Consider the following 13,640-nt stretch of genomic DNA (forward strand, 5'->3'; position numbering starts at 1 on the left):
AAATCTTGCGGTTGGCCATCGGTGAGCGCATCGGTTCATTCTCTTGTCACCATGCAAACGCAGCAGGCAGTTTTCCTGGAGCATCCGTAGTGAATTCCGTCTCTTCGGCCGGCGCACGCATAGGTATCGACGTCGGAGGCACCTTCACCGACTTCGTCCTATACGACACCCAACGCCGGCAACTCGCCTACCACAAAGAACCCAGCACTCCCGCCGATCCGGCCCTCGCGGTCCAAAACGGCCTGGCTGCGCTGATCGCACAAAACGGTTTGGCGCCGTCCGATATCGGCGTGCTGCTGCACGGCACCACCATCGGTCTCAACGCCATCATCCAGCGTCGCGGCGCGCGTGTCGGCCTGGTCGTCACGGAGGGTTTTCGCGACGTGCTGGAGATCGGCCGCGCACGCATGCCGTCCTCATTCGATTTCCACGCAACCCGCGAGGAGCCGTTCCTGCCGCGCGAACGCGTGCTGGAGATCGGCGCGCGTTTCAATCGCGACGGCGAGGTGACACGCTGGCCCGATGCCGAACAGATTGCATCGACGGCACAGCAAATGGCAGCGCTCGACGTTGACGCCGTGGTGGTCATGCTGATCAACGGCTACCTGCAACCGGAACGCGAAGCCGAACTGGCCGCCGCCCTTCAGCAGGCGCTGCCAACGACGACGCAAATAGCTGTCTTGTCCGCTGCACAGAGCTGGCCAGAAATCCGCGAATATGAACGCACCGTCGTCGCCTCGCTGAACGCCTACATACAACCGCTGATGCGCCGTTACTTCGAGCGCCTCGCGCAGCTGGCGGCCGAACTGGGCGTCACTGCACCGATCCTGGTCACGGCGTCCAATGGCGGCTCGCTGTCGCTCAACGCTGCGCTCGGGCGTCCCATCGACACCGTCCTGTCCGGTCCCGCGTCAGGCGTGGTCGCGGCTGCACGGCTGGCGGTCGAGTCGGACACGCCGCGCATCGTCACCTTCGACATGGGCGGCACCAGCAGCGACATCGCGGTCTCGCAGCACGGTCAGGCAGAGATGGTCACGCGCACTGAAATCGGCGGCCTGCCGCTGGTGTTGCCGGTGGTCGGCGTGTCCGCCATCGGTGCCGGCGGTGGCTCCAAGATCCGCGTCGATGAACACGGCGTGCTGAAAGTCGGCCCGGAAAGCGCCGGCGCCGATCCCGGTCCTGCGGCCTATGGACGCGGCGGCAGCAGCGCCACCGTCACCGATTGCTATCTCGCCACCGGCGTGCTTGATGCAGACGCCTTCGTCGGCGGCGCCATGAAGCTCTACCCTGAGCGCGCACAAGCCGCATTGAACCTGGTCGCCGCCGCGCTGGGCGACACTGCGCCCGACGCAGCGGTACGCGCCGCTTCCGGCGCACTCGCCATCGCCACCGCGCAGATGGCTTCCGAATTGCGCAAGAGCCTGGCGCAACGCGGCCTCGATCCGGCAGAGTTTGCGTTGGTGCCGTTCGGCGGCGCCGGTCCGACACACGCCAACTGGCTGGCCGAAGAAGCGGGCCTTGCGCATGTCGTGATTCCGCTCAAGCCCGGTACATTCTGTGCACTGGGTGCGGCAACCGCCGACCTGCGCCGCGATTTTGTACGCAGCCTGCGTGTGACCCTCGACGATCGTGCGGCCGGCGATGTCGCCGCTATCTGGAATGAACTAGAAACCAGCGCGCACGCATGGTTGCAGCAGCAGGGCGTGGGCGGCACCGACCAGCCGTCGCTGCGTCCCGCACTGGACATGCGTTACGCCGGGCAGGCGTATGAACTCAACGTCGCCTTGCCGCATCCCTTGCCGTCGCCGCTGCAGGCGGATTATCTGATCGAAGCCTTCCATCGCGAGCATGAGCGCTTGTACGGTTTCCGCGACGAGCACGCGCCGGTCGACATCTCCACCATTCGCCTGGCCATCGTCGGCCATCTGGTAACGGCCGCCGGCGCCCCGCGCTTTGCCGGGACCGGCACGGCAGTTGCGTACAGCCGGCGCAAGGTATTCCTGCGCGGCGGCTGGCATGAGGCGCAGATCTACAAGCGCGACGCGCTGGGTGCTGGCGATGTGCTCGACGGGCCCGCGGTGATTGAACAGCAAGACACCACCGTCCTGATATTGCCCGGATGGCGAGGACGCACCGATGCGCTCGGCAACCTGCATCTCAATGCCGTAGACCAAGGAGGCCAATCATGAAACTCGATCCGATCAGCCTTGAAATCCTCGGCAACAAACTGACCTCGATCGCCGAAGAAATGTGCCTCACGCTGCAGCGCACCGGCCGCACCTTGTACGTCAAGGAAACCGCCGATTTCTGCTGCGCGCTGGCGGATCTGGACGGGAAGTTCTTCGCCTATCCGCGCGCGCTCGGCGTCTCCGGTTTTGTCGGTCTCGACTGTTCGGTCGCCATCGCCGCCGTCGGCGAGCTGGCGCCGGGCGACGTGATTCTGACCAACGATCCGTATCGGTCGGGTGGCCTGGCGACGCACTTGCCGGACTTGCAGGTGATCGAACCCTATTTCCACGACGGCAAGATTGTCGCCTACGGCTGGGGCTTCTTGCATGCGTCCGACGTCGGCGGCAAAGTGCCGAGCAGCATCTCGCCGACTAATCATGAAATCTTTCAGGAAGGCTTGCAGATTCCCCCGGTGAAGATCATGCGGGCAGGGCAGTTGAACGAAGACGTGGCCTTGCTGTTCCGCGCCAACAGCCGTACGCCTGACGCCAACATGGGCGACCTCAAGGCCATGCTGGGCGCGCTCGCCACCGGCCGCGAACGCATGGCGCAGACCTTGCTGCAGCACGGCGCGCAAGCCTTGCTGGATGCCCAGCTGGATCTGGTCGAATACGCGGCATTGCGTGCGCGTGCGGTGCTGAGGAAGGTGCCGGCCGGCACTTATCGTTTCACCGATTATCTTGACGACGAAGCCGGCTCCGGTTTGCCGGTACGCATCGCGCTGGCGGTCACGGTCGGCGATGGCGCCATCCTGCTCGATTTCACCGGCAGCGATCCGCAGGTGGCTGCGGCCATCAACATTCCCAGCCACGGCTTGCCGCATGCCTGGCTGACGCTGCGCATCCTGGCGCTGGTGGCAACGCTCGACAAGGGCGTGCCGATCAATGCCGGCCTGCTGGCGCCGGTGTCGGTCATCGCGCCCAAGGGCAGCGTGGTCAATCCGCTGCCGGGTGCTGCGGTGGGTGTACGCCATGCCGCCGCCGTGCGCGTCAACGACGCGCTCAACGGCGTGCTCGGCCAGGCCTTGCCCGACACCATGCCGGCTGCCAGCGGCGGCACCATCATTCCGGTGGTGGTGGCAGAGCCGGCGCGCCACGGTTTCGGCCAGAACGTGCAGGTGGTCGAGCCGATGGTGGGCGGCACCGGCGGCCGGCGCGGCTACGACGGCGCGGATGGTCGCGACAGCAGCATTTCCAATCTCTCCAACAATCCGGTCGAGACGGTGGAAGCCGAGACCGGCGTGGAGATCGTCCACTACGGCCTGCGCCGCGATTCCGCCGGCGCCGGTCAATGGCGCGGCGGCAATGGCCAGGAAATCCGTTTCCGCATTTTGCAGGACGACAGCTTCGTGCTTGCGCGCGGGATGGAACGCTTGCGCTTTCGTCCCTGGGGCGCACACGGCGGCGGTCCGGGCGCGCCTGCCAGACTGATCTTGCAGCGCGCCGGCGAAGCGCCGCATGAGCTCGGCAAGATCGATCTGCTGCCGGTGGCCGCGGGCGATGAAATCTCGATCCAGACACCGGGTGGCGGCGGTTGGGGCGACCCGTTCCAACGCGATCCTGCCGCAGTGCTGACCGACGTGTTGCGCGGCCTGCTGTCGACCGATGCAGCGCATGACGATTACGGCGTGGCGCTGACATCGGCGAACGGGACGCTGAGTGTCGATGCGGTCGCGACTTCAGCTTTGCGTGCCGGCAGTCAGGTCGTCAGCCGCTTCGGTCCCGAGCGTGAAGCCTGGGATCGCGTCTTCCCCGAAGCCTTGCTGGATCGCCTGAGCACCGCCTTGTTCGCCATGCCCGCCGCTGCGCGCTCCCGACATCGCCGGCAGGCCTTCGCGGCGGCGCTCGCTGATCTGCCCGAAGGATTTCCGCAGACGGCGGCGAGCGACCAGGCGATTGCCGCGGCCGCCGCCCGATTTGCCAATGTCATACCTGCAGCAACCTGATCGCATTCCGATGAAAAGCATACTGGAGAAAAAAATGAAATCGATACGTAGCATCCGCGCCATCCGCATCCTCCCGACCCTTGCCGTGACGCTGGCCGCAGCAGCCATCCTGGCCGCCTGCGGCGACAAGAAGCCTGAGGCGCCTGCAGCTGCAGCCGCACCTGCCGCCACCGACAAAGTCGTCATCGGCGTCTACGGCGGCGACTGGGAAAAGAACATCCGCGCCGCCGGCCTTGAGCAATACGCCAAGGACAACAAGCTGAACGTCGAAATCGTGCCCGGCGCCGATGCCGAGTGGCTGGCCAAACTGCGCGCCGCCAACGGCAACAATCCGGCCTACGACATCGTCGTGTTCCAGCCGGACTCGGTGCAGCGCGCCGCCGCGGCAGGATTGCTGGAACCGCTGGACGCGAAGAACATCCCGAACCTGGCCAAGCTGTATCCGACCGTGCAGGAAAAATTCACCAAGGACGGCAAGACCTATGCCGCTGCCTTCAGCCTCGGCCAACTCGGCTTGGCCTATCGCACCGACCTCGTGAAGACGCCGCCCAAGAGCTGGCTCGATTTGTGGAACCCTGAGTACAAGGGCCATGTCGCCATCTCGTCGCCGAGCTATGCGGCCGGGCTGCAGTTCTTCGCCGGCCTGACGCATGCGCTGGGCGGCGAGCTCAAGAACGACGCCGACGTCGAACGCACTTTCGCCAAGCTGGCTGAACTCAAGGGCAATGCGGTGGCGTTCCCGGACAGCCCGGGCGCCATTCAGACCTTGCTTGAGCGCGGTGACGCGTGGGTGGTGCCGTACTGGGACGGCCGCGTGTTCGCCTTGCAGAAGAGCGGCCTGAAGGTCGGCTTCGCGTATCCGACCGACGGTCCGGTCGTGGGCGCCGCCAACTGGGTGATCGCCAAGGGTGCGCCGAATATGGCCAATGCCTACAAGCTGCTGGATTTCCTCTCCAGCGACAAGGTTCAGAAAGCGTTTTCCGATGGCTCGCTGTACGGCATGACGAATCAGGACGTGCAGTACAACGACGAACTCAAGACCAAGGTGCAGGTCGGCGAAGAAGCGTACAAGAAACTGATCTGGATCGACTACGAAACCGCCACGCCGAAAGTCACGGACTGGACCAACCGCTGGTCGCAAGCGCTGGGCAACGGTAAATGAGTGCGATCGACATCCACGGCGTAGCACATCGCTTCGGTGATCTGCAGGCGCTCGCTGGCGTCGATCTGTCCATCGCGCAGGGAGAATTCTTTTCCCTGCTGGGGCCGAGCGGCTGCGGCAAGACGACCCTGCTCAACATCATCGCCGGTTTCCTGGCGCCGAGCGCGGGCACGGTGGTGGTGGGCGGGCGTGACGTCACCAGCCTGCCGCCGCATCGGCGCGACATCGGCATGGTGTTCCAGAGCTACGCCTTGTTCCCGCACCTGAACGTGTTCGACAATGTTGCCTACGGCCTGCACGTGCGCAAGGCCAAGGGCGAAGACGTCCGCGCCCGTGTCGCCGAGATGCTGGAGCTGGTGCGTTTGTCTGAGTTGGCGCAGCGCATGCCGCACCAGTTGTCGGGCGGTCAGCAACAACGCGTGGCGATTGCGCGCGCGCTGGCGATCCGGCCGCAGGTGTTGTTGCTGGACGAGCCGCTGTCGAATCTGGACGCCAAGCTGCGCAAGGAAATGCAGACCGAATTGCGCCGCCTGCTCGGCAACGTCGGTGTGACCACGGTCATGGTGACGCACGATCAGGAAGAGGCGCTGGGTTTGTCGGACCGCATCGGCATCCTCGGTGCGGGGCGCCTGCAACAGGTCGGTACGCCGCTGGAGTTGTACCGGCGTCCGGTCAATCGCTTCGTCGGTGAATTTGTCGGGCATGCGAATCTGATTCAGGCGCGCGCCAATGGCGTTGGCACGTTTGAGGCGACCGTACATTTCTCGCGCCCGGGTGTGCCGCTGCAACTGGCGAGTTCGCATGCCGGCGGCGGCGGTGCCTTGTTCCTGCTGCGTCCGGAGCGGATTCGTTTGTCGGCATCGTCGAACGATGCGCAACAAGCCGATGCAGCCAACAGCGTTGCGGGCGTGGTGCGTGACGCCAGCTATACCGGCGCCGCACTTCACGTGACCGTTACGCTGCCGGGCGGCGGCGAGCTGGTGGTGGAAGCGCCCGAAGCCGACTTCGCGGCAGTCCCGCAAGCCGGCGCGCCCGTACAACTTGCCTGGAATGCCGACGATCTGGCGGTGCTGCCCGCTGAGAGCAAGGGCGCCTGAACATGAATATCAGCCTACCCATGCGCCGCGTTTCCACTTCTGGCAATTCTCTATTCTCGTGGCTTCTGCTGGCGCCGGGCATGTTGTTTCTCGCCGCCTTCCTCGTCGTGCCGGGCATCTTGCTGATAGTACTCAGCCTGCACGATGTCGACGGCATGCTCATGGTGCTGCCGACCTACAGTTTTTCTCACTACATCGAGGCCTTCACTTCGGCCGGATATATCCGTGCCCTCGGCACCACGCTTTGGGTGGCGGCGCTGACGGCGGTGCTGTGCGTGCTGCTGGCGTATCCTGCGGCATGGCTACTGGTGAGCACCCGCAGCCGCGCCTGGCGCACCGTGCTGTACGTGATCCTGATCTCACCGTTGCTGACCAGCGTGGTCATCCGCACGTTTGCGTGGATCGTGCTGTTGGCGCAAAACGGTCTGATCAACGATGTGCTGCGTCGTCTCGGTCTGATCGACGCACCGCTGGCGTTGCTGTGGAACATGAAGGCGGTCATCGTTGCCTACGTGCAGGTGATGCTGCCGTTCGCGGTGTTGCCGCTGGCGACGTCGCTGGGCGAGATTCCCGCCGCCTTGCCGCGCGCATCGCAAAGCCTGGGCGCGGGCGCGCGTCACACCTTCCTGCACGTGGTGTTGCCGCTGACGATTCCCGGCATGATGAGCGGCGCCATCATCGTGTTCGCGCTGGCGGCCGGCAGCTACGTGACGCCCTTGCTGATCGGCGGACGTTTGCAGCCGCTGCTGCCGATCGGGATTTACCAGCAAGCCTTGCAGATCGCCAACCTGCCGCTGGCGGCGGCGTTGTCGCTCACGCTGTTGGTGGTGACGGCGGCGATTGCAGGGCTGATGAGCTACGTTCAAAAACGTTGGGAGCGGCGCGTCTATGGCCACTGATCGCGATTTCACGGCGCCGGCTTCTTCCATCGGATGGCGTTGGCTCGGCAGGGCGGCGGGCGGGCTGGTGTACCTGTTCCTGATCCTGCCGGTGCTGGTGATTTTCCTGTCGGCTTTCAGTCCCGGTGCGTATCCGCAGTTTCCACCGGACTCGGTGTCGCTGCGCTGGTTCCAGGCCTTCTTCGACAATCGCGCCTGGCTCAAGGCCTTGCAGGTGAGCGCCTGGCTGTTGCTGGTGGTGACGCCGCTGACGACCTTGCTCGGCACCACGGCGGCTTATGCGCTGGCGCGGCTGCAGTTCCGCGGACGCGACGTGCTGCAGGCGTTCGTGCTGTCGCCGCTGATCATTCCGCAGGTGGTGCTGGGCATCGCCTTGCTGTACGTGCTGACCGGGATGGGCTTGTCGGGTTCGCTGACGGGACTGGCGATCGGCCACATCCTGGTGGCGCTGCCGTACGCCGTGCGCACAGTGAGCGTGAGCCTGGCCAGCATGGACCGCCGGCTGGAGACGGCGTCAATGAGTCTTGGTGCGACGCCGGCCTACACCTTCCGACATGTGACCTTGCCGCTGATCAAGCCGGGCATCGTGGCCGGCGCGGTGTTTGCGGCAGTGACTTCGTTCGGCGAAGTGTCGGTCAGCCTGTTCCTGACGGCACCGGGCACCGTCACGATGCCGGTGCGCATCTTCACCTACATCGACCAGACTTTTGATCCGGTGGTCAATGCGGTATCGGCGATCTTCATCGTGCTGGCGGTGCTGGCGCTGGTGCTGATCGAACGGACCATCGGGCTGACCAAGGCGATGTGACAAGCAGGTAAGATGCCGTCAAAAAAAAGCGCCTGAGGAAATCCTTCAGGCGCTTTTTTCATGCCGATCCGCCACAGCCCGGTTGCAGTTGTGTGGCGTCTCCGCTCTCGATGGCGTCATAGGGAAGGATGATATCCACGCACAGTCCGCCGTCGACGCGGTTGAAGGCGCAGATGCGGCCGCCGTGCGCCTCGATGATGCGGCGCGCGATGGTCAGGCCGAGGCCGTAGCCGTTGCTGTTTTTCTGCGTGCGGCTGCTGCGGAAGAAGGGCTCGAAGATCAGCTGCAATTCTTCTTCCGGCACACCGGGGCCATGGTCGATGACCGACACCAGCAGTGACTGCCTGTCCTTGTCGACCTGGGTATTGATGGCGACCGTGGTGTCGACGGCGGTTTGCTTGATGGCGTTGCGAACGACGTTTTCGATCGCGCGGTAGAGCAGCTCGGCGCCGCCCTTGATCACGACGTCGCAGCGGACTACGCCTTCGATGTGGCGGTCGACCGCTTCCGCCTCGAAGCGGGCGTCGTCAATGATTTCCGTCAACAGGTCTTCCATGCGGATGTGGTCTTCCATGGCGCCGGTGACGCCTGCTTCCAGTCGCGACAAGGTCAGCAGTTCACCCACCAGCTTGTCCATGCGCACGCCTTCACGCTCGATGCGTTCCAGCGTGGCGGCGGTTTTTTCCGGCTGCAGGCGCGCCAGTCCGATGGAAGCCTGCAAGCGCGCAATCGGCGAACGCAGTTCGTGCGAAACGTCATGCAGCAAGCGGCGCTGGCTGTCCATCAAGGCGCGCAGCTTGTCGGTCATGCCGTCAAAGTCGCGGCCGAGGTCGGACAGTTCGTCGTTGCGCTTGCCCATCTGCGGCGCCAGGCGGTCGTTCAGGTTGCCGGACGAGGCGCGCGCGAAGGCTGATTTGAGCAGACGGATCGGTTGCGAAAAATACCAGGCCAGCAGCATCGCGAAAAACAGGCTGGCAACGGTCGCCACCAGCATCGGCATCATCGGGAAAAAGAACGGCGGCGGCGGTTGCATGCGGCGCGGTCCGCGTTCTTCGTGCGGCAGCGGTCCGCCGAATTCCGGATTGACGGGCGAGGGCAGGAACAGCAGGTAGGTGTGGCCGTCAGCGGCTTTGACTTCCTCGACCACGCGGCGACGCGTTTCGTGATTTTCGGTGCCGAGCAGGGTGCGCGCTTCTTCGATCAGGCGCGGATGAACTTCGCGGCCGAGCAGTTCGCGTTGTTGTTCATCGACGGCGTAGACGTGATGGCGTTCGGCGTTGAGCACCAGTTTGCGCAATGCTTCGGTGCCGCCGTATTGCAGCGTGGCGGCGGCGGAACGGATCATGAAGGCCGCCGGAGGGCTCTGGTCGAGGTCGCTGGTGCGTCGGTCGCGCTCGCGGTTCTCCAGAGAAAACATGATGCCGACGCCGATCGTCGCCGTCAGCTGCGCCACCATGATGAAGAAGAAGAACTTCCAGAACAGCCGTCCCACCGCTATTCCTTGATGAACTGATATCCCAGGCGGTAAACAGTCTGGATGCAGGATTTGTCGCTACCGAGCGTGGCAATTTTCTGGCGGATGCTGCTCAGGTGGACGTCGATGTTGCGATCGAAGCGCGCCAGCGGACGGCCCAGGCCTTGTTCCGAAAGATGCTGCTTGCTGACCGGTTTGCCGGCATTGCGGGCCAGCACTTCAAGCAGGTTGAATTCGCTGCTGGTCAGTTCCAGGGGACGGCCGGACCAGGTGGCGCGGCGTTGCTCGGGCCACATCGACAGCGCGCCCACGGCCAGCGGCGAGTAGGGGCTGTGATCGGGGTTGTCGATCACGGTGCGGCGCAAAATGGCGCGCACGCGCGCCGTCAGTTCGCGCGGCGTGCACGGCTTGGGAACGTAATCGTCGGCGCCCAGTTCGAGGCCGATGATGCGGTCGGTGTCGTCACCCTTGGCGGTCAGCATGAGCACCGGCAGATTGCTTTTGGCGCGGATGCGGCGCAGAGTTTCCAGGCCGTTCAGGCGTGGCATCATGACGTCGAGGACGACAATGGCGTACTGGCCGGAGAGGGCTTCGAGGACGCCGCTTTCGCCGTCGTAGGCGACGCGTACTTCGAATTTTTCCTGCTCGAGGTATTCCTTGAGCATGTCAACGAGTTCAATGTCGTCGTCTATCAGCAATACTTTGGACATCGTCGCTTGTTTCACTTTCTTTGATTTGCGGTGCTTCGGATTGCGCAATCATATGCGCAAAAGACCGCCGCACGGTACTGCGGTAACGATTGGTGTCGGCATCTTTACAATCTTTTACCCTGCATTTGCCGGACGTAAATACTGGATGAGCGGGAGAAATTGCCCTTTTGAAAATGCATGGCCGGTCGGCGCCTTGCAGGAACACGGTGGAGCTGAAATTTACCCGGTTTTACACGGGGACGTAGGCCTTTGCGTGGGGCTATGGCCGATACTGCGGCCTTGTTGATACATGCCGCCAACACCTTCACGCTTTTTGTTGCCGGGTGCAAATGACGGTAAAGAACAGGCCGCGTCGCCTGGAGAGATAATGTGCGCGACATCGATGAGACGGACTTGAACCATGTTGCATGAAAAGCTTTTGCAAGACCCGGGCCACCTGCAGGAACTGATGACCTTGTTGACGCAGAGCATCACCGCCGACCTCGAGGGGCGGCCGGATGATGCGCTCAACCTGATCGGACAGGCCATCACGCTCGATCCTGCTTTCGTGCCGGCGCTGATGCGCCGCGCCGATCTGTTGATGGCGCAGGAGCGTTATGGCGAAGCGATTGCAGCCTATGATGATTGCCTGCAGCGCTTTCCGACTCTGGAGGAGGCGTCGCAATCGCGCCATCGCGCCATGATCCTGGCGCTGGATCTCTGCCAGATCATGCTGGAGGAGCGGCCGCAGGAGGCCGCTCTGCTGTGCGAGCAGGCGGCCCTATTGGAGCGGCTTGGACGGTTCGATGAAGCGCTGGCCAGCCTGGACCGGGCATTGGAGTACGCGCCCACGCACCAGCAGGCGCTGAATCAGTGCGGCAATGTGCTGTTGCATCTGAACCGCCACGAAGAAGCTGTGCTGTGTTACGACCGCATCCTGGCGCAATCGGCGGTCGACGCCGCGGCGATTTTCAATCGCGGCAACGTGCTGCAAAAAATGAATTGCATCAACCAGGCGCTGTGGTGCTACGAGCAGGCGCTCACCTTGCAGCCGAATTTCCCCGAAGCGGAGATGGCGCAGAGTCATTGCCTGCTGTTGCAGGGCGACTTCGCCGGCGGCTGGCAGCATCACGAAGCGCGCTGGCGGACGTCGCAGCTGCGCGACCAGGGCCTGTTCCCGCATGAGCCGGCCTGGCTGGGTGAGCAATCGCTGGCGGGGCGCAGCATCCTGTTGTGGGCCGAGCAGGGACTGGGCGACACGATCCAGTTCGCGCGCTACATCCCCTTGGTCGCGGACATGGCGGCGCAGGTGACGGTGTGCGTGCCGGAGACCTTGCGCCGGCTGCTGGCCTCACTGACCTCCTTGCCCAATGTCACGCTGGTCAGCAACGACAAGGCGCTGACGCCGCACGATTTCCATTGCCCGTTGATGAGCTTGCCGCTGGCGCTGAGCTGGACGCTGGCGACGATTCCGGCAGCGGTGCCATATCTGCATGCCGACGTCGAACTCAAACAGCAGTGGTCGGCCGTGCTCGGGTCGGCATCGCCGCGGCTGCGCGTCGGCCTGGCCTGGGCCGGACGGCAGCACGGCGAACTCAATTACACGCGCGATATCCCCTTGAGTCATCTGCGCCCGTTGACGGAGATCGACGTGGAACTGGTGAGTTTGCAGCAGCAGATTCCCGCCGGCGATCTCGCTGAGCTGGCGCAGTGGGGGCGCATGCACCGGCTGGAGGCGGCCATGACGGACATGGCCGAGACGGCGGCGCTGATCGATAATCTGGATCTGGTGATCAGCGCGGATACGGCGGTGATCCATCTGGCGGGTGCGCTGGGCAAGCCGTCCTGGCTGCTGCTGCGTTATGAAAGCGAATGGCGCTGGGGCTGGCAGACCGGCAGCTCGCGCTGGTATCCGACGGTGAAAGTATTCCGCCAGCAACATCGCGGCGACTGGTCGGGCGTGGTGGAAGAGGTGACGGAGTGTCTGCGGCTGGCGGCGGACAGGTAAGGAATCGCCGCGCAGGGATCCTTGCGCGGCTGCAGGGTTTTTTTAACGGCGGTGGGTTTTCATGGCAGCCTGGATTTCACGCTGGCTGTCGCGTTGCTTCTCGGTCTCGCGCTTGTCGTGCTGCTTCTTGCCCTTGGCCAGGCCGATTTCGCATTTGATGCGGCCTTTACTGAAATGCAGGTTCAGGGGCATCAACGTATAACCGGAGCGTTCCACCTTGCCGATCAGCTTGTCAATTTCGGATGCATTGAGCAGCAGCTTGCGGGTGCGGGTGGTTTCAGGATGGACGTGCGTGGAGGTGCTGGTCAGGGCGCTGATGTGCGCGCCGAACAAAAAGATCTCGCCGTTGCGGATCGTCACGTAGGCTTCCTTGATCTGCGCCTTGCCGGCGCGGATAGCCTTGACTTCCCAGCCTTCCAGGACGATTCCGGCTTCGAAGCGCTCCTCGACGAAGTAATCGAAAAATGCTTTTTTATTATCAACAATACTCATCTGGTCGGAAAATCCGTGGTCTCGGTTAAAATTTCAACTTTGCGATTTTATCAAACGGACCACCTTTCATGGCAGTCGTACATAAAACAGTCCTGATCAATTACAGCGCCGAGCAGATGTTCAAGCTGGTCGACCGTGTCGAAGACTATCCTGAATTCCTGCCGTGGTGCGGCGGCGTTGACGTTGAAGAACGCCAGGGCGACAAGCTCAAGGCCAAGCTCAAGATCAACTATCACGGCCTCAAGCAATCCTTCACCACTGAAAACACCAACACGCCGCCGAGCAGCATGACCATGCATCTGGTGGAAGGTCCGTTCAAGCATTTCGAAGCGCGCTGGAACTTCAAGGCGCTGCGCGAGGATGCCTGCAAGATCGAATTCGACATGCAGTACGAATTCTCGAGCCGCATCCTGGAATCGGTGATCGGGCCGGTGTTCAGCATGATCGCCAACAGTTTCGTCGATTCTTTCTGCAAGCGTGCAGAACAGATATATGGCTGAAACGGCGCAATTGCAAGTCGAGATCTGCTATGCCGCGCCGGACTTGCAGGTCCGCAAGCCGGTGCGTGTCGACGCCGGCGCCACCGTGCAGCAGGCCATCATGCAAAGCGGGGTAATGCGCGAGTGTACAGCAATCGACCTGACGGTTTGCCGCGTGGGCATCTACGGCAAGCTCAAAACGCTTGAGACGGTGCTGCGCGACCAGGACCGGATTGAGATCTACCGTCCGCTGATCGCCGACCCCATGGATTCACGCCGCCGCCGGGTGGCGAAGAAGGGCTGAGACATCGTTGCGGCAAGGCATGCAGCAAATAAGCTGCACATTTCACGGAAAAAT

At 63.3% G+C, this 13,640-nt stretch carries 12 protein-coding genes; 9 read left to right on the forward strand and 3 right to left on the reverse strand.

Going from position 1 to position 13,640, the window contains the following annotated elements; translation table 11 throughout:
• Positions 1-89: 89 nt before the first annotated feature.
• Genes ACIROY_RS01160 through ACIROY_RS01185 form a run of 6 tightly spaced genes read left to right on the forward strand, consistent with a single transcriptional unit; the run spans position 90 to position 8,140 of the window.
• Entirely contained in the window at positions 90-2,189 is a 2,100-nt protein-coding gene (locus ACIROY_RS01160; protein WP_402339023.1) for a hydantoinase/oxoprolinase family protein, read from the forward strand.
• Positions 2,186-4,174: a hydantoinase B/oxoprolinase family protein gene (locus ACIROY_RS01165; protein ID WP_402339025.1), complete on the forward strand. Its 1,989-nt coding sequence runs from the start codon at positions 2,186-2,188 to the stop codon at positions 4,172-4,174. The genes ACIROY_RS01160 and ACIROY_RS01165 overlap by 4 nt, the downstream gene beginning before the upstream one ends.
• Positions 4,175-4,208: 34 nt before the next feature.
• On the forward strand, positions 4,209-5,336 hold the full coding sequence (locus ACIROY_RS01170) for an ABC transporter substrate-binding protein (RefSeq protein WP_402339027.1): 1,128 nt from the start codon (positions 4,209-4,211) through the stop codon (positions 5,334-5,336).
• Positions 5,333-6,433, forward strand: coding sequence for an ABC transporter ATP-binding protein (locus ACIROY_RS01175; protein ID WP_402339029.1), 1,101 nt, complete (start codon positions 5,333-5,335; stop codon positions 6,431-6,433). Before ACIROY_RS01170 ends, ACIROY_RS01175 begins: the two co-directional genes overlap by 4 nt.
• 2 nt (positions 6,434-6,435) lie before the next feature.
• The gene (locus ACIROY_RS01180) at positions 6,436-7,332 is read left to right on the forward strand and encodes an ABC transporter permease (RefSeq protein WP_402339031.1); all 897 of its coding nucleotides are present in this window, start codon (positions 6,436-6,438) and stop codon (positions 7,330-7,332) included.
• Positions 7,322-8,140, forward strand: a complete 819-nt coding sequence (locus ACIROY_RS01185; RefSeq protein ID WP_402339033.1) for an ABC transporter permease — start codon at positions 7,322-7,324, stop codon at positions 8,138-8,140. The genes ACIROY_RS01180 and ACIROY_RS01185 overlap by 11 nt, the downstream gene beginning before the upstream one ends.
• Positions 8,141-8,198: 58 nt before the next feature.
• On the opposite strand, the gene ACIROY_RS01190 is transcribed toward ACIROY_RS01185, so the two are convergent.
• Positions 8,199-9,632, reverse strand: coding sequence for an ATP-binding protein (locus ACIROY_RS01190; protein WP_402339035.1), 1,434 nt, complete (start codon positions 9,630-9,632; stop codon positions 8,199-8,201).
• Positions 9,633-9,634: 2 nt separating this feature from the next.
• Positions 9,635-10,324, reverse strand: coding sequence for a response regulator transcription factor (locus ACIROY_RS01195; protein WP_402339038.1), 690 nt, complete (start codon positions 10,322-10,324; stop codon positions 9,635-9,637).
• A gap of 400 nt (positions 10,325-10,724) precedes the next feature.
• Between ACIROY_RS01195 and ACIROY_RS01200 the strand changes: the two genes are divergently transcribed.
• A complete protein-coding gene (locus tag ACIROY_RS01200) occupies positions 10,725-12,311 on the forward strand; it encodes a tetratricopeptide repeat protein (protein ID WP_402271930.1) in 1,587 nt (528 codons plus the stop codon).
• A 42-nt stretch (positions 12,312-12,353) separates the two neighbouring features.
• Here the strand turns inward: ACIROY_RS01200 and smpB are convergent, their stop codons facing one another.
• Positions 12,354-12,803, reverse strand: a complete 450-nt coding sequence (gene smpB / locus ACIROY_RS01205) for an SsrA-binding protein SmpB (RefSeq protein ID WP_016835449.1) — start codon at positions 12,801-12,803, stop codon at positions 12,354-12,356.
• A 68-nt stretch (positions 12,804-12,871) separates the two neighbouring features.
• Between smpB and ACIROY_RS01210 the strand changes: the two genes are divergently transcribed.
• Complete coding sequence (locus ACIROY_RS01210) at positions 12,872-13,303, forward strand: type II toxin-antitoxin system RatA family toxin (RefSeq protein WP_116432539.1); 432 nt, start codon at positions 12,872-12,874, stop codon at positions 13,301-13,303.
• The gene (locus ACIROY_RS01215; RefSeq protein WP_402271927.1) at positions 13,296-13,586 is read left to right on the forward strand and encodes an RnfH family protein; all 291 of its coding nucleotides are present in this window, start codon (positions 13,296-13,298) and stop codon (positions 13,584-13,586) included. The genes ACIROY_RS01210 and ACIROY_RS01215 overlap by 8 nt, the downstream gene beginning before the upstream one ends.
• Positions 13,587-13,640 lie beyond the last annotated feature (54 nt).

This window comes from Herbaspirillum sp. NPDC101396 (assembly GCF_044767365.1).
Lineage (GTDB): Bacteria > Pseudomonadota > Gammaproteobacteria > Burkholderiales > Burkholderiaceae_D > Herbaspirillum.

Excerpts from the sequence above, each read along its gene's own strand:
- ACIROY_RS01165 (WP_402339025.1), top strand. The coding sequence starts at position 2,186 with ATGAAACTCGATCCGATCAGCCTTGAAATCCTCGGCAACAAACTGACC.
- ACIROY_RS01170 (WP_402339027.1), top strand. The coding sequence starts at position 4,209 with ATGAAATCGATACGTAGCATCCGCGCCATCCGCATCCTCCCGACCCTT.
- ACIROY_RS01175 (WP_402339029.1), top strand. The coding sequence starts at position 5,333 with ATGAGTGCGATCGACATCCACGGCGTAGCACATCGCTTCGGTGATCTG.
- ACIROY_RS01180 (WP_402339031.1), top strand. The coding sequence starts at position 6,436 with ATGAATATCAGCCTACCCATGCGCCGCGTTTCCACTTCTGGCAATTCT.
- ACIROY_RS01185 (WP_402339033.1), top strand. The coding sequence starts at position 7,322 with ATGGCCACTGATCGCGATTTCACGGCGCCGGCTTCTTCCATCGGATGG.
- ACIROY_RS01195 (WP_402339038.1), bottom strand. The coding sequence starts at position 10,324 with ATGTCCAAAGTATTGCTGATAGACGACGACATTGAACTCGTTGACATG.
- ACIROY_RS01200 (WP_402271930.1), top strand. The coding sequence starts at position 10,725 with ATGTTGCATGAAAAGCTTTTGCAAGACCCGGGCCACCTGCAGGAACTG.
- smpB (WP_016835449.1), bottom strand. The coding sequence starts at position 12,803 with ATGAGTATTGTTGATAATAAAAAAGCATTTTTCGATTACTTCGTCGAG.
- ACIROY_RS01210 (WP_116432539.1), top strand. The coding sequence starts at position 12,872 with ATGGCAGTCGTACATAAAACAGTCCTGATCAATTACAGCGCCGAGCAG.
- ACIROY_RS01215 (WP_402271927.1), top strand. The coding sequence starts at position 13,296 with ATGGCTGAAACGGCGCAATTGCAAGTCGAGATCTGCTATGCCGCGCCG.